Here is a 15,001-nt window from a genome sequence, read left to right as displayed (position 1 = left end):
AACGGGGCTGAACGGGCGGGTTCAGACCGGTTTCGCGGCCGCGCCGGCCATCTGAGCCGCATCGCCCGGTGGGCGTCGCAGCCGGACCCATTGGGCGGCGCAGCCGGACCCATGACGGGAGCCGACATGGCTCTGCAGCCTCTCGACAGGCTCGCGACGATGCGGCCCGAGGCCCTACAACGCCGCGCCCGCCGCAACGGCAGCGGACGCCCCTCAGGCACGCGTGCCCGGCGCCTTGGTCAGGCGGCAGCCGGTGATGCGCCACTGCCCGTCCGCGTCCCGGGCAAGGCTGTACTCGGCGGTCCAGTCGACCCCGTACTCGTCCTGGATCGCCACCGACTGGACCACGCTGTCCGCGCCGGTGTCCCGGGCCTCGCCGAACACGAAGCTGCGGTGGCGGTAGACCGGCCGGTACCGGTTGCGGACCATGCCGATGAACAGGTCGGCATTCGGAAAGAGTTCCCGGATAGCCGGGGCCGCCTGAGCGTAGGCGGCCGGCGCGTCGTCGCGCCCGAACGCCTCGACCTGCTTGGTGATCACCGCCCGGGCCGCCGCGCGGGCGCCGTCATCGGCCGCCGCCGGTCCCGCGACGCACAGGAGGAACAGGAGGGCGAGCCACGCGCGCATCGACGGTCACTCCGACCAAGGGGCTCGGGATCGGGAGCCGGCCAAGAATTTAGCTGTCCGGGCGCCGGCGGCAAGCAGGCCGGGCAGGCGCGCACGGTCTGTGCAGGATCCGCGCGCAATGCGGGCAAGTCGCTGTAAAAATAAGCATTTCCGCGCCTGACCGGGCGCGCGGGTTTGACCCCTCGCCCGGGTTTTGCCAGCCTTTCGCGAACCGCTCCCGTCACGGGGCGGGATCGGCCGAGCGGAGCGCGTAGCCATGACGCAGATCCAGGCGGAAGCGGAGACCCGGGCCATGAGCGTCGGGGTGTTCATCCCGATCGGCAACAACGGCTGGCTCCTGTCGGAGAACGCGCCGCAATACCGCCCGAGCTTCGAACTCAACAAGCAGGTGACCCTGAAGGCAGAGGGCTACGGGCTCGATTTCGCCCTCTCGATGATCAAGCTGCGCGGCTTCGGCGGCAAGACCGAGTTCTGGGACCACACCCTCGAATCCTTCACCCTGATGGCGGGGCTCGCCGCCGTCACCACCCGGATCAGGCTGTTCGCCACCGCGGCGACCCTCTGCCTGCCGCCCGCCATCGTCGCCCGCATGGCCGCAACCATCGATTCGATCTCCGACGGGCGCTTCGGCGTGAACCTCGTCACCGGCTGGCAGAAGCCGGAATACGACCAGATGGGCCTGTGGCCCGGAGACGCGTATTTCTCCCGGCGCTACGAGTACCTGTCCGAGTACGCTCAGGTTCTGCGCGAGCTGTGGGAGACGGGCGCCAGCGACCTCAAGGGCACGTTCTTCCAGATGAACGATTGCCGGCTGAGCCCCCGGCCCCAGGCGCCCGTGAAGATCATCTGCGCCGGCCAGAGCGGGGCCGGGCTCGCCTTCACGGCGCGGTACGCCGACTACAATTTCTGTCTGGGCAAGGGGATCAACACCCCCACGGCCTTCGCGCCCGTGGTCGAACGGCTGGCGGAGGCCAGCGCCAAGACCGGACGGCGCGTGACCTCCTACGCCCTGTTCATGGTCATCGCCGCCGAGACCGATGCCGCCGCCATGGCGACCTGGGAGCACTACAAGGCGGGGGCCGACGCGGAGGCGATCGCGTGGCTGGGCGTGCAGGGCGCGGCCGACACCAAATCGGGCAGCGACACCAACGTCCGACAACTCGCCGACCCGGCCGCGGCGGTGAACCTCAACATGGGCACCCTGGTGGGCAGCTACGCCACCGTGGCGGCGATGCTCGACGCGATCATGACGGTCGACGGGGTGGAGGGCGTGCTGCTGGTGTTCGACGACTTCCTGAAGGGGCTCGACGCCTTCGGCACCCGGATCCAGCCCCTGATGCGCACCCGCCGCCACGTCACCGAGGCGGCGCTCGCCGAGGTGGCGTGATGGAGGCGCCCGCGGGTTTTCGCGATGCCAAGGGCCGCCACGGCGGCGTGATCCTGCCGGCCCGCCCCGAGCCGGTCGCCTTCGATCCGGCCGCGACGGTGCTGATCGTCGTCGACCTACAGAATGCCTATGCGAGCCCGGGGGGCTATCTCGATCTCGCGGGCTTCGACGTGTCGGGCACCGGCCCGGTGATCGCGCGCATCGCCCGAGCGGTGGCGGCCGCGCGGGCGGCGGGCATCCGGATCCTGTGGTTCCAGAACGGCTGGGACCCGGATTACGTGGAGGCCGGCGGCCCGGGCTCGCCGAACTGGCATAAGTCGAACGCCCTCAAGACCATGCGGCGGCATCCGGAGCGGAACGCGCGGCTCCTCGCCAAGGGTTCGTGGGACTACGCCCTGGTCGACGCCCTGAGGCCGGAGCCCGGCGACATCGTCATGGGCAAGCCGCGCTACAGCGGCTTCTACAACACGGCCCTCGACAGCACCCTGCGGGCTCGGGGCGTGAACACGCTGGTCTTCACCGGCATCGCCACCAACGTCTGTGTCGAGTCGACCCTGCGGGACGGGTTCCACCGGGAATATTTCGGCATCGTGCTGGCCGACGCCACTCATCAGGCGGGGCCGGAGAGCCTGCAGGCGTCCGCGCTCGCCAACATCGAGACCTTCTTCGGCTGGGTCTCGGACGTCTCCGCCTTCGAGGCGGCCCTCGGCGCAGGCGCCCGCGCCGCGGCCGAGTAGGTCACCCGCCGTCCCATTACCCGCACCGCGAGAGTCCCAAAACATGCCGAAGCAGGCCGTCGTCCGCCGGGCACCGGCAAGCCGCTCGCCCCCTACGTGCCGGGCACGCTGGCGGACAGGGTGCTCTGCGTCTCGGGCACGCTGCCCCTCGATGAGCACGCCAACATGGTCCATGTCGGGGATGCCGCCGCCCAGGCCCGCCACGTGCCGGAGACCATCAAGGGCGTGGTCGAGGCCGCCGGCGGCACCCTGGGCGACGTCACTTTCAACCACGTCTTCTTGGAAGAGGTACTGACGCGGATCGGCGCCCTGGAGCTCGCGACCGCCGACCGGCTCGGGGGCATCCCGCACGAGACCCTGCTGATGGCGGCCCGGGACGACGTGCTGGTGCCCCATACGCCCTCCGAGCGCCTCGCGGCGGCGCTGCCCAACGCCCGCCTCGACCGCGCCCCCGAGGGTGGTCACGCCCACAGCGTCACCCGGCCAGAGGCCTTCAACCGGGTGCTGCTGGATTTCCCGGATCGGCCCTGAGCCCCTCACGCCGATCGAATCAGGACGACCAACGCCGCAACGTTCGCCGCCGCCGCGAGCACCGGGAGCAGGGCGGGCCAGCGCAGGGACGCGGCGGTGCCGAACCGCCCCCGGGCGAAGGCCAGAACCAGCAGGGAGGCCAGTGGCACCAGATCGCGGACCTGCAGCCCGTCGGCATGGCCGGTGGGGGCGAGGGCCTGCGCCAGGACCACCAGCCACAGGCTCAGCACCGCGCAGCCCGCGAGCCAGAGTCGCTCCGCCGGCGGGGGCAGGGGACCGCGCCGCAGGGCGAGTGGTGGCACCAGCAGAGCCAGGACCCAGAGTCCGTAAAGGGCAGGGGGCCAGGATGGGGACAGGGCGGCCCCACCCCCTGCCCCGGCGGCGAGCGACGTCCGGAAGAATGCGGGCAGGAGGGCGAGGACGGCGGGCGCCAGGCGATCCCAGCCGAAGCGGCCGAGCCGCCCCGTCGGCGGGAACGGCACCAGCAGCATCCCGGCGAGCGGCGCGTAGGCCGGCCGCGCCAGCACGATCAGGGCGATGGCCAGCGCCGCAGCGCCAAGGCGCACAGGCCTTCCGCGGCCTGTCAGCGGCCGGGGCGTGAGCAGGGCGGCGGCGAGCGTGGCCAGCCCGATCACCGGCCCCTCCGGGCCGGAGGCGGCCGCGAGCGAGGCCGGCAGGCAGAGCAGCGCGAACAGGGCCGCCTGGCCCCGGGAGGCCAGCGCCAGAGCGGACAGGCCCAGGATCAGGAAGGCCGCGCCATTCCCGAGCCCGCCGACGGGCTCGCCGGGCGGACCGATCAGCGCCAGCGCGACGCAGGCCGGCAGGCCGAGGGCCAGGAAGGCGAGGCACCAGAACCGGGCGCCTGCTGCGAGCGGCGGGCGCGTCACGGCCGGGCCGGATCGATGGCCTCGCTCCCGTCGCGGCCGGCCGCCTGGGCGGGCAGGGCGCGGGCGCGCCGTTGCCGGGGGGTGATCGGCTGTGCGTGCGGCATCGCGGCTCCCGGATCAGCCGGCCGTCCGCACGAGCGCGGATCCTGTAAGCTGCCGCACGAGTCCCGGCAGCGCCGCAGCCAGGAGGCCGGCCGCCCGCAGCACCTCGGCGGCCTCCGTCGGGGAGCGGCGGGCGAGCGCCAGGGCGAGCCGCAGAGGCACCTGCGCGCCGAAGCTCGCCACCGTCAGCGCGAGGGCCGCGGCGATGCCGTGATGCTTGCCGGCGTAGAGGATCTGGCTGCGCAGGAAGTAGAACAGCCGCCGCGCCCGCACCTGCCGGGTCGTGCCCTGGCCGACATGGCGGGCGACTGCGCCGGCCACGTGCCGCACCGCGAACCCCGCAGCGCGGGCGCGGGCGCAGAGGTCGACATCCTCCCAGTAGACGAAGAAGCGCGGGTCGAAGCCGTCGAGGTCCTGGAACAGATCCCGGCGGATCATCAGGAAGGCGCCCATCACCTGGTCGACGGCACGGTCCTCCGCGTGGTCCCACTCGAGGAGGAAATGCGGCCGCACCAGCCCCAGACGGTCCAGCGCCAGGGCGCGGCCGAGGAGGCCGAGGCCGGACGGGGTCCGGGCGCAGGAGCGCGCGGTCCGCCCGTCGGGATCGGCGAGCCGCGCACCCACGATCCCGGTCCGCGGACCGGCCATCAGGGCGGTCCGGGCCACGCCGAGGGCGTCGGGCTCCACCTGCGTGTCCGGGTTGAGGAACAGGATCGCGGGGGCATCCCCGGCGGCAGCGCCCTGGTTGCAGGCCCGGCCGAATCCGAGATTCGCATCGTTCCGGATCAGCCGCAGCGGGCGGGGTAGGGCGGGCAGGTTCTCGGTGGAACCGTCCACCGACGCATTGTCCACCACGGTCACCTGGATGGCGGCGGCATCCCGCGCGGCCGCGAGGCTTGCCAGGCAGGCGCGCAGCAGCGCGCCGCCGTTCCAATTGACGATCACCACGTCCAGAACCGGGCGAAGGGCAGGGCGGTCGGTCACGGACGATCCTGGGGCAGATCCTGAGGCAGGTCCCTGGGCGGACCGAGGCGCCCGAGGGCGCCGTCGCGGGCGGCCGCGAGGAGCCGCACCAGCACGGCGGGCCGCCAGCCAGAATCCGTCCAGTACAGCCCGGCCTGGAGCGGCAGGTAGGCCGCCTGGGCGAGCTTCCAGCGCAGCGGCACATGCGGCAGACGCCACGCATAGACGGCGTTGCGCAGGTAGGTCGCCATGCGGAACAGGGGCTGGCGCGGCATCGCGATCCCGAAGGCGCGGATCACTCCGCCGCCGACCCGGTGCGGGATCGCGGCGGCACGGGCGACGTAGCAGCCGTAGCCGCGGCTCCAGGCGCGAAAGCACCATTCGAGCTCGACCCCGTCGATGAAGAAGTCGGCCCGGAACGGCCCGACCCGAGCGAATGCATCGAGGTCGATGAGCGAGCCCGAGGTCGCCAGGAACTGCACCGGCGCGAGATCGCCGCGCTCCGGCGCGCCGGGACGGGCCGGGTAGGCGGGCGCCTTGTGGCCGGGCGCCGGTCCCGGGGCGGGCCCGACGACCGCCACCGGGATCCCGGCCGCCCGCAGCCGGCCGAGGCCCGCCAGCAGCGTGGGGGCGAGGCCCGCCGGGGGCTCGGCATCCTGGTCGAGGAGCAGGAGGGTGTCGGCCCCCGCGGCTCGGGCAGCGGCTGCGATCCGGTTCAACGCCTCGGCGATGCCGAGGTTTTGCCCCTCCGTCAGCAGGCTCACGCCCGCCCGGGTGAGGCGCGCGCCGTCGGCGGGCGTGAGCCCGCCGTTGTCGAAGGCGATCACCGCGCCGAACCCGGCCGAGGCCTGCGCCACGACCCGGTCCACCTGATCCCGCCCCGGCCGGAACAGGGTGATTCCGAGGGCGAGGCCGCTCAGCCGCGGATCAGGCACCGGTCGCGCCCGGGCAGGGGTGGCACGCCCGGCGGCTCACGCCTGCTCCACCGCGGCTGTCGCCGCCTCCAGGGCGGCCGTGATGGCGGCGGCCTGTTCCGCGCTGAGCGGCCCGCGGGCCAGCCGCATCTGCAGGGCGAGCTTCAGCCCCTCCTTGGCCCGCACCACCGAGGGCGGCGGGCCGTCGCCGCGGGCGGCCTCGGCCTCCGCCATCCGGGCGAGGATTGCCTCCAGGGTCGCGCGATTGCCCTCCAGGACGGCCTGCCCCTCCGGGGTGATCGTGTGCAGCCGCTTAGTGCCCTCCCCGGGGGTCACCGTCACGTGACCGATCTCCTCCAGGAGCGTGAGCGTCGGGTAGACCGTGCCGGGGCTCGGGCTGTAGGCGCCGCCGACCCGCTCCTCGATGGCCTTGATGATCTCGTAGCCGTGCCGCGGCTTCTCGGCGATGAGGTGGAGGATGACGAGGCGCAGGTCGCCATGGGCGAAGAAGCGCGCGAGATCGCCGCGGCCGCCGCGCCCGAACATCCGCCGGTCGCCGGGCCCGCGGCCGTGATGGCCGTGGGGACCGTGCCGCCCGCGGGGATCGGCGTCCATCGGGCTCCGATGTGCGCGGGAGCGATAGATGTCGAAGGGATCGGGGTGGAGGGAGTCCATGGGATGCATGGTGCCGGCTCAATTTCGATATATCTAAATTTCAGATATATCGAAATTGCGTCTCCCACAAGGGCGCGAGCTCGGCGGAGCCGGTCCACTCCGACGCGGCAGCCCCAACAGTGATCGGGCAGAGCGGGCCGGGCGGCCTTGCGGTTTACGGGCTCCGCCGGTTCCGTTAGTGCGACGGATAATCAAATGCCCTTATCGCCGCGCCCCTTTGCGCCCCGACGCTGCCCGCCAGCTGCCGCCCATGACCCGATCCGAGCCCCGCGCCTCGACCGCGGCCGCCCCGAAGGCGGACGATGGATGCCGCGCTCCGTGACGGCACGCGGCGAACGCCCCTCCGCAGAGGCCTGAGATGCGCCTCGGCTCCAACGCAATCGGCCGGGCATCGGCGCTCAGGCAGATCACGCGCGGCCTCGGCCGGTTTCGCGATCCGCTGGCCAAGCCGGCGGCCCTGCACCGTCATTGGGCGGGCGCGGATGCGGCGAAGGGCGCAGACCTCGAAGCGCGCCTGATCGCCGCGCTGGCGCCGTACTTCGACGCGGGGTTCTACGCGAGCTGGTACGGCATCACGGCCGATCCGGTGCGCGACTACCTGGTCCAGGGCTGGCGCGAGGGCCGCGACCCGCGGCCCGACTTCTCCTCCGCCGACTACCTCGCCGCGCGCCCTTACCTCGCCGAAGCTGGCATCAACCCGTTCCTGCACTTCCTTACCGCACAGCGCGGTAAGAGGCGCCACGTCGGCCAGCGCGGCGGCGCGGGCGGTCCGGCTCTGCCCAGACCCGACACGCGCCAGGCCGAGCGCCTGGCCCGCCGCCTCGTGGACGGGCCGTTCTACCTCGCCCACAACCCCGACCTGCGGGACGCCGGCGTCGACCCGGTGGCCCACTACATGGCCTCGGGCTGGCGCGAGGGCCGCGAGCCGTCGCCCCGCTTCGACACCCTGGCCTACTGCCTCACCCGCGGGATCACCTACACCACCCAGAACCCGCTGGTGCACTACGTCCTCACCGGCGGCCTCGCCCGGCCAGGCGCGGCCGAGGCGCTGGCGCTGCGGATCGCGACGCTCGCGCCCTTCTTCGACGCCGCCCACTACCGGCAGAGCCTCGACGCGGCAAAGGTCGAGGCGCTGGCCGACGCCTCGGACGCGGAGCTGCTGCGCTTCTACGTGGCGGAAGGCTGGCGGGCGCTGGCCAGCCCGCGCCCGGACTTCGACCCGGCCGGGTTCGTGCAGGCGCGCGCCGGCAGCCGGGCGGTCAGCGACGATCCGTTCTTCCGCTATGTGGCCGAGGCGCGGCTGAGTGGCGCCGAGCCGTTTGCCGAGCCGCACCGGCTGAACCTGCCGGCGGTGGATGCGGGCTGGTACCGGGCGACCTACCCGGATGTGGGCGGGACGGCGCCGTACCTGCACTTTGCCAGCGCGGGCTGGCGGGAGCTGCGCGATCCGGGCCCCGGGCGCTCGACGCTTTCCGCGCTGCTGCGGGTGTGCGGCCTGCGGCCGGCGCGGGCGCCGGTCGAGGACACGGGCTGGCTCGGGGCGATCGGGCGCGAGCCGGTGGACCGGGCGGCGGTGCTGGATCTGCAGGCGCGGCTGCTGGCGGGGCATTTCGACCACGCCTACTACCGCGAGCGCTACGGGCTGGCTGAGGACGCCGACGCGGTGCGCGACTACTGCGACACCGGCTGGCGCAAGAGCCGAAACCCGCGGCCAGATTTTGACGGGCAGGCCTATCTCGACGCGCATGCCGGGGTGCGCGAGACGGGCTTGGCGCCGCTCGCCCACTTTCTCGCCACGGCGCTGCTGCACGGCACCGATATCACGGCCGGCGCCTTCCACCCGCGCTATGGCAAACCGGATTCGCGGGAGGCGGCGCTCGGCGACGAGGCCCGGGAGATCGAGCCCTTCTTCGATGCCGCCTTCTACGCCAAGCGCAATCCCGACGCCGCCAGCGCCCCGGGCGGGCCGCTCGCCCACTTCGTCGCCTACGGCCAGCACGAGGGGCGCGACCCCAGCAAGAGCTTCTCCATCGCCTTCTACAAGGAGACCTACGGCCACCTGTTCGGTCCGGGGGAGTCGCCGGTCCAGCACTATGTCCGGACCGGCCGGGCCGCCGGGCTGATGAGCGCGCCCGAGGATCTGGGCACCTACCCGCCCATGACCGCGCCCGACCCGCAGGACTGGGACGGCCTGCCCCCGGCGCTGCCCATCGACCAGGCCCGCGTCGTCGTCATCGTCCCCGTCTACAAGGGCCGCGGCGAGACCCTGCGCGCCATCCACGCCTGCCTGTCGGCGCGCCAAGCCACCCCCTTCACCCTGCTGGCCGTCAACGACCGCTCCCCCGACCCGCAGCTCTGCGCAGAGCTGGCCGACCTCGCCGCCCGCGGCCTGTTCCACCTCGTCGAGAACGAACACAACCTCGGCTTCGTCCGCTCGGTCAACCGCGCCCTCAGCCTCCGCCAGGGCCGGGCCGTCGTCCTGCTCAACTCCGACGCCCAGGTCTTCGGCGACTGGCTCGACCGCCTGGTCGCCCATGCCGAGCCCGCTGCCGAGCCGTCCGGGGACGGGGCAGCGCCCGCCGACGCCCGCCCGCGGGTGGGCAGCGTCACGCCGTTGTCCAACAACGCCACGATCTGCAGCTACCCGCGCTTCAACGCCAACAACACCATGCCGCTCGAGATCGCCCGCCCCGATCTCGATGCGGCCGTGTCCCGGATCAACCGCGGCCGCGCCGTGCCCGTGCCCACCGGCGTCGGCTTCTGCATGTACATGACCGCGCAAGCGCTCGACGCGGTCGGCGACCTCGACGCCGAGGCCTTCGGCAAGGGCTACGGCGAGGAGAACGACTGGTGCCTGCGCGCCAGCAAGGCGGGCTTTGCCAACCTCTTGGCCGAGGACGTCTACGTCTACCATGCCGGCCAGATCTCGTTCGGGCTCGATGAGGGCGGCGAGTACGACCAGGGCCAGGCGGCGCTGCTGGCCAAGCATCCCGACTACCCGGCGCTGGTCGGCCAGTTCGTCCAGGCCGATCCCGGCCGGCGCGGGCGGGCGCGGATCGACCTGTACCGGCTGGCCCGGCACTTCTCGGGCCGGGCGCTGCTGTACGTGACCCACAGCTGGGGCGGGGGCATCCAGCGGCACATCGACGACATGATCGCCCAGGCCCGGGCCGAGGGTTTGAGCGTGGTGCTGCTGCAGATCGACCGCACCCGCAACCTGCAGGTCCACGTCTCCTACCGCAGCCCCGAGTTCCTGTACCTGCCCAACCTCGACAGCCTGTACCTGCCGCGCGACGCCGAGGAACTCGCCGGCTTCGTCGCGCAGCTGGCCCCGCGCCTGATCCACGTGCACTCGCTGGCGGGGCTGCGCTGGGCGGCGGCGCGGGTGCTGATGGACCTGGTGGCGGGGTCAGGCCGGCCCTATGCCTGGACGCTGCACGACTACTCGCCGGTCTGCCACCGCAACCACCTGGTGATGCCGGACGGGCGCTATTGCGGCCTGGCGCCGGTCTCCGCGTGCCGGGCGTGCCTGGCCTCGGACGCGGACGGGTTCGAGGAGCCGGATCCGGGCGAGCGGCGGGCCACGTTCGGGCGGTTCCTGTCCGGGGCGGCGCGGGTGTTTGCGCCGTCCTCCGACACGGCCGCGCGGATCCGGGGCGTGTACCCGGACCTGGCGATCACGGTGCGGCCGCATCCGGAGCCGGAGCGCAGCGTGCGCTCGACGGCGCTGCAGCGGCCCGGCCGCGTGCGCCGGGTCGCGGTGCTGGGGGCGATCAGCGCGACCAAAGGCGGCCTGTTCCTGCAGGCGCTGGCCACCGACGCGCAGGACCGGGACCTGCCTTTGCGCTTCGCGATCGTGGGCTTCTCCGACCCGGCGCTCGCGGGCGGGCTGGAGCGGGCAGGGGTCACCCAGACCGGGCGCTATTCCAGCGACCACGAGGCCCTGGACCTCGTCTGGCGGATCTCGGCCGACATGGTGCTGCTTCCGGCGATCTGGCCGGAGACCTACTCGTACGCGCTGACCCTGGCGCTGCGCACCGGCCTGCCGGTGGCAGCCTTCGATCTCGGCGCGCCGGGCGAGCGGCTGCGCGCCTATCGGAACGGCCACCTCCTGCCCTACGCGCTGGCCACCGACCCGGCCGCCTTCAACGACCGGCTGCTCGCCGTCGACGTCTCGGAGCGCGGGCGGCTCTCCGGGCCGATCCAGGCCGCCACCTACGACGACCTGATGCGCGACTATTACGGGCTGGACCCGGCGCCGGCCGCGACGGAACGCCCCATCGACGAGGACGCCGCATGATCTCCGTCAACGAGGACATGAAGCAGGAGATGTTGCGGCGCGGCATCTCGGTGCTGCACCCGGCACCCTTCGCCCTGCCGGAGGACTGCATCTTCGAGCCGCCGTGCAGCATCAAGTGGATGGGCGTCGATTACTGCCTCACCATGGGGGCGTTCTCGTACGCGGTAAGCGGCTACTATTTCGGCGCCGACATCGCCCGCTACTGCTCGATCGGCGAGAGCGTCCAGGTCGGGCGCGGCAGCCACCCGGTCCATTGCGGCTCGACCTCGCCGCTCTTCTACACGCACCACTCGGCCGTGTTCGACCGCCTCGAGCCGCGGGCGGAGGATTACGAGATCTGCGGCCCCTACCTGTGGCCCAAGCGCGTGCGCATCGGCAACGACGTCTATATCGGCCACGGCGCCTTCCTGATGCCCGACATCACGATCGGCGACGGGGCGATCATCGGCGCCATGGCGGTGGTGACCAAGGACGTGCCGCCCTACGCCATCGTGGCGGGCAGCCCGGCCCGGATCGTGAAGATGCGCTTCCCCGACAAACTGATCGAGCGCTACCTGGCAGTACAATGGTGGCGCTACGCCTTCTGGGACCTGCGCCAGTGCTCGATCACCGACCCGGAGAAGTTCCTCGATGCGGTGGAGGAGCGGATCGCCGGCGGGATGCAGGAATACCGGCCGGAGCTGATCCCGATCCAGTCGCTGGTGCCGGAGGGCTGAAGGTTAGGCCCCGGCGGCGAGCCGCGCGAAGGCCGCGACCAGCGCGTCGGCATCCGGCTCGCTCAGGTCGCTGAAGCAGAGGCCAGAGCCGACGAACACGGTCCAGACCCCGTCGGTGATCGCTGCCTTGCGAACCTCCATAGCCGCTCTCCGGGACTGATCCGGATCAATGGACGGGCTCGCCACCCGCGCGCAGCCGGGTCGGCGGTGCGCTCAACCCGCCAGCACCCGCGCCGCCGCCGCGCCCAGCGCCCGCACTCCGAGGGCGAGGTCGGCGTCGCTGGTGTCCTCCGCCCAATGGTGGCTGATGCCGCCGATCGAGGGGACGAACAGCATGGCGGCCGGCAGGATCCGGGCGACGTTCTGGGCGTCGTGGCCGGCGCCGGAGGGCATCACCTGCCACCCGCCGGGGCAGACCTGTTCGGAGGCTTCCGAGAGCGCGCGCATCAGCCCGGGGTCGCAGGGGGCGGGGATCGCCTTCGACAGGGCCGTGAGGGTGGCGGGGCAGCGCTCGCGCCGGTTCGATTCGCGCACGAGCGCCTCCAGGCAGGCCTCCATCCGCTCCAGCACCGGCACCGACACGTCGCGGAACTGGAAGAACACCTCGGCCCGACCCGGGATGATGCTGTAGCCGCCGGGATCCAGGGTGATCCGCCCCGTGGTCCAAGTGCTGCGGGGGCCGCAGATCTTCGGGAATTCCCGGTCGATCGCCGCCAGCAGCCGCACCGCCGAGAGGCCCGCATCCCGGCGCTCCGCCATGGTGGTGCCGCCGGCGTGGTCCTGATTGCCTTCGAACACGATCCGGAATTGCCAGATCGCCACGATGCCGCTCACCACGCCGAGATGCAGGCCGGCGGCTTCGAGTTGCGTGCCCTGCTCGATATGCATCTCCAAGAAGCCGCGGTAGCGACCCGGATCGAGCCGCATCCGCGGCAGGCCGGCAAGTCCGGCGGCATCGAGGGCGGTCCGCAGCGGCGTGCCGTCGGTGCGGTTTCGGGCGGCATCGATCTCGGCCTCGGTCAGATCGCCGATCGCCGAGCGGCTGCCCAGGAAGCCGCCGGAGAAATGCCCCTCCTCGTCCGCGAAGGCGACGACGTCCACCGGCAGCCCAGCCCGGGCCAGCGCCACCCCGGCCACGACCCCGAGCGCCCCGTCGAGCCAGCCGGCCTCGTTCTGGGTCTCGATGTGGCTGCCGACCAGGAGATGCGGGCCGGGGCCGCGATGACGGCCCAGCACGTTGCCGATCCCGTCGATGGAGGCGTCCAGTCCGCATTCCTCCAGCCGGGCCATGAGCCAGCGGCGGGATTCCATGTCCTCAGCGGAGTAGGTCGGGCGATGGACACCGGTGCGGAACCGGCCGATCTCGCGCAGGGCGTACAGGTCGGCCAGGAAGGCTTGGGTGTCGATCGCGGTCATGATGTGAGCCCAGGTGCTGAACGCCCGCGCCGTGCAAACCCCGTGCAGCGGGCTATTCCGCCGCCGCAGGTCTCCAGTCCGGACCCTGCGTCCCCGCCATCCAGGCGGCGAGGTCGGCCCGGGCCCGGTCGGTCAGCGCCCGCTTCTTCAGGGCGGCCTTCTCGGGCCCGCGCAGGCGGCGGCCGGTCTCGTTGCGGGGTGCCTGCGCGAGCGGCGGGAACAGGCCGAAATTCACGTTCATCGGCTGGAACGAGCGCGGCGCGTTGGCCTCGCCGTCCACCAGCACGTGGCCGCCGGTGATGTGGGCGATGAGCGCGCCGAGTGCCGTGGTCTGGGGCAGGGGGGCGAGCGGGTGACCCGCGGCCTCCGCCACCGCGAAGCGGCCGGCCATCAGCCCCACCGCGGCGCTCTCGACGTAGCCCTCGCAGCCGGTGATCTGGCCGGCGAAGCGCAACGCGAGGCGCGCCTTCAGCCGGAGCGTGGCGTCGAGCAGGCGCGGGCTGTCGAGATAGGTGTTGCGGTGCAGGCCGCCGAGGCGGGCGAACTCGGCCCGCTCCAGGCCGGGAATCGTGCGGAAGATCCGGACCTGCTCGGCATAGGTCAGCTTCGTCTGGAAGCCGACCATGTTGTAGAGGGTGCCCAGCGCGTTGTCTTGGCGCAGCTGCACGATCGCGCAGGGCTTGACCAGCGGGTCGCGGGGGTTGGTGAGCCCGACGGGCTTCATCGGCCCGTGGCGCAGGGTCTCGGGGCCGCGCTCGGCCATCACCTCGATGGGCAGGCAGCCGTCGAAATAGGGCGTGCCCTCCCACTGCTTGAACCCGATCTTCTCGCCCGCCACGAGGGCGGCCACGAAGGCGTCGTACTGCTCCCGGGTCATCGGGCAGTTGAGGTAGTCGGCCCCCGTGCCGCCAGGTCCCGGCTTGTCGTAGCGGGACTGGAACCACGCCACGTCCATGTCGATCGAGTCGCGGTGGACGATCGGCGCGATGGCATCGAAGAAGGCGAGGGACTCGGCGCCGGTGAGCCCTCGGATCCCCTCGGCGAGGGCGGGGGCGGTGAGCGGGCCGGTGGCGACGATGCAGGGCCCCCATTCCTCCGGCGGCAGGCCCTCGACCTCTTCGCGGACGAGGGTCACGTTGGGGTGCTGCTCCAGCGCCCGGGTCACCGCGGCGGAGAAGCCCTCGCGGTCGACCGCGAGCGCCCCGCCCGCCGGCACTTGGTTGGCGTCGGCCGCCCGCATGATCAGCGAGCTCAAGCGGCGCATCTCCTGGTGCAGCAGGCCGACCGCATTGCCCTCCGGGTCGTCCGACCGGAAGGAGTTCGAGCAGACGAGTTCCGCCAGCCCATCGGTCCGATGCGCCTCGGTGCCGCGCACTGGGCGCATCTCGTGGATCACGGCGCGATGGCCGGCCTCGGCCACCTGCCAGGCGGCTTCGGATCCGGCGAGTCCGCCACCGACGATATGGATGGTCTGTGTCATGCCCGAAAATAGCGAAGGACCGCCGCCCGGATCAACGGGCGGCGGTCCTTCGATCGGCTCTCGCGAGGGCTGGGATCAGACGCGGGCGATGCCGCGGATCTCGCTGCGGTTGATGCCGAGATCGGCGAGGTCGCGATCCGACAGACGGGAGAGCTGGGAAACGGTGTCGCGGTACCGGAGATAGGCGCGGACGCGGCTCAGGACGCTACGGGCGGCGGACATGGTGTGCTGTGACCTCTGTTCGGGCAGACGACGGCGCCCCATTG

At 72.5% G+C, this 15,001-nt stretch carries 13 protein-coding genes and 2 pseudogenes; 6 read left to right on the top strand and 9 right to left on the bottom strand.

Annotated elements, in window-relative coordinates; translation table 11 throughout:
- Positions 1 to 213: 213 nt before the first annotated feature.
- Positions 214 to 627 carry a DUF4864 domain-containing protein gene (locus ACYCO6_RS14560; RefSeq protein WP_459772453.1) on the bottom strand — a complete coding sequence of 138 codons (414 nt, stop codon included), beginning with the start codon at positions 625 to 627 and terminating at the stop codon, positions 214 to 216.
- Between the two features lie 292 nt (positions 628 to 919).
- Here ACYCO6_RS14560 and rutA point away from each other — a divergent pair, with 292 nt between their 5' ends.
- From rutA to ACYCO6_RS14540, 4 genes and pseudogenes are all read left to right on the top strand, one after another.
- Positions 920 to 2,014 carry a pyrimidine utilization protein A gene (gene rutA, locus ACYCO6_RS14555; RefSeq protein ID WP_459773570.1) on the top strand — a complete coding sequence of 365 codons (1,095 nt, stop codon included), beginning with the start codon at positions 920 to 922 and terminating at the stop codon, positions 2,012 to 2,014.
- Positions 2,014 to 2,751 (top strand): pyrimidine utilization protein B, encoded by a 738-nt coding sequence (rutB, locus tag ACYCO6_RS14550; protein WP_459772452.1) that lies wholly within the window; start codon positions 2,014 to 2,016, stop codon positions 2,749 to 2,751. The genes rutA and rutB overlap by 1 nt, the downstream gene beginning before the upstream one ends.
- A gap of 43 nt (positions 2,752 to 2,794) precedes the next feature.
- Positions 2,795 to 3,039 (top strand): annotated as a pseudogene (locus tag ACYCO6_RS14545) (Rid family hydrolase); the annotation flags it as partial.
- Between the two features lie 3 nt (positions 3,040 to 3,042).
- A pseudogene (locus tag ACYCO6_RS14540) lies at positions 3,043 to 3,282 on the top strand (alpha/beta fold hydrolase); the annotation flags it as partial.
- Positions 3,283 to 3,287: 5 nt separating this feature from the next.
- On the opposite strand, the gene ACYCO6_RS14535 reads toward ACYCO6_RS14540, so the two are convergent.
- The 4 genes from ACYCO6_RS14535 to ACYCO6_RS14520 all read right to left on the bottom strand — a co-directional run bounded on the left by ACYCO6_RS14535 (position 3,288) and on the right by ACYCO6_RS14520 (position 6,763).
- Positions 3,288 to 4,169: a hypothetical protein gene (locus ACYCO6_RS14535; RefSeq protein ID WP_459772451.1), complete on the bottom strand. Its 882-nt coding sequence runs from the start codon at positions 4,167 to 4,169 to the stop codon at positions 3,288 to 3,290.
- Between the two features lie 117 nt (positions 4,170 to 4,286).
- Positions 4,287 to 5,255 carry a glycosyltransferase family 2 protein gene (locus ACYCO6_RS14530; protein WP_459772449.1) on the bottom strand — a complete coding sequence of 323 codons (969 nt, stop codon included), beginning with the start codon at positions 5,253 to 5,255 and terminating at the stop codon, positions 4,287 to 4,289.
- Entirely contained in the window at positions 5,252 to 6,169 is a 918-nt protein-coding gene (locus tag ACYCO6_RS14525; protein ID WP_459772447.1) for a glycosyltransferase family protein, read from the bottom strand. The genes ACYCO6_RS14530 and ACYCO6_RS14525 overlap by 4 nt, the downstream gene beginning before the upstream one ends.
- Before the next feature lie 36 nt (positions 6,170 to 6,205).
- Entirely contained in the window at positions 6,206 to 6,763 is a 558-nt protein-coding gene (locus ACYCO6_RS14520; protein WP_459772446.1) for a PadR family transcriptional regulator, read from the bottom strand.
- Positions 6,764 to 7,181: 418 nt separating this feature from the next.
- On the opposite strand from ACYCO6_RS14520, the gene ACYCO6_RS14515 reads away from it, so the two are divergent.
- Together ACYCO6_RS14515 and ACYCO6_RS14510 are read left to right on the top strand one after the other, a co-directional pair.
- Entirely contained in the window at positions 7,182 to 11,123 is a 3,942-nt protein-coding gene (locus ACYCO6_RS14515) for a glycosyltransferase (protein ID WP_459772444.1), read from the top strand.
- Entirely contained in the window at positions 11,120 to 11,839 is a 720-nt protein-coding gene (locus ACYCO6_RS14510) for a CatB-related O-acetyltransferase (RefSeq protein WP_459772443.1), read from the top strand. The genes ACYCO6_RS14515 and ACYCO6_RS14510 overlap by 4 nt, the downstream gene beginning before the upstream one ends.
- 3 nt (positions 11,840 to 11,842) lie before the next feature.
- Here ACYCO6_RS14510 and ACYCO6_RS14505 read toward each other — a convergent pair whose 3' ends face one another.
- From ACYCO6_RS14505 to ACYCO6_RS14490, 4 genes are all read right to left on the bottom strand, one after another.
- Positions 11,843 to 11,980 (bottom strand): hypothetical protein, encoded by a 138-nt coding sequence (locus ACYCO6_RS14505; protein ID WP_459772442.1) that lies wholly within the window; start codon positions 11,978 to 11,980, stop codon positions 11,843 to 11,845.
- A gap of 72 nt (positions 11,981 to 12,052) precedes the next feature.
- Positions 12,053 to 13,255 (bottom strand): hydantoinase/carbamoylase family amidase, encoded by a 1,203-nt coding sequence (locus tag ACYCO6_RS14500; RefSeq protein ID WP_459772441.1) that lies wholly within the window; start codon positions 13,253 to 13,255, stop codon positions 12,053 to 12,055.
- A gap of 52 nt (positions 13,256 to 13,307) precedes the next feature.
- The gene (gene trmFO / locus ACYCO6_RS14495; RefSeq protein WP_459772440.1) at positions 13,308 to 14,735 is read right to left on the bottom strand and encodes a methylenetetrahydrofolate--tRNA-(uracil(54)-C(5))-methyltransferase (FADH(2)-oxidizing) TrmFO; all 1,428 of its coding nucleotides are present in this window, start codon (positions 14,733 to 14,735) and stop codon (positions 13,308 to 13,310) included.
- A 75-nt stretch (positions 14,736 to 14,810) separates the two neighbouring features.
- A complete protein-coding gene (locus ACYCO6_RS14490) occupies positions 14,811 to 14,957 on the bottom strand; it encodes a DUF1127 domain-containing protein (RefSeq protein WP_459772439.1) in 147 nt (48 codons plus the stop codon).
- Positions 14,958 to 15,001: the final 44 nt, after the last annotated feature.

Source organism: Methylobacterium sp. CM6257, from assembly GCF_054611515.1.
Note: the sequence above shows the minus strand (reverse complement) of the source record. Positions and strands in the feature narration are given on the sequence as shown.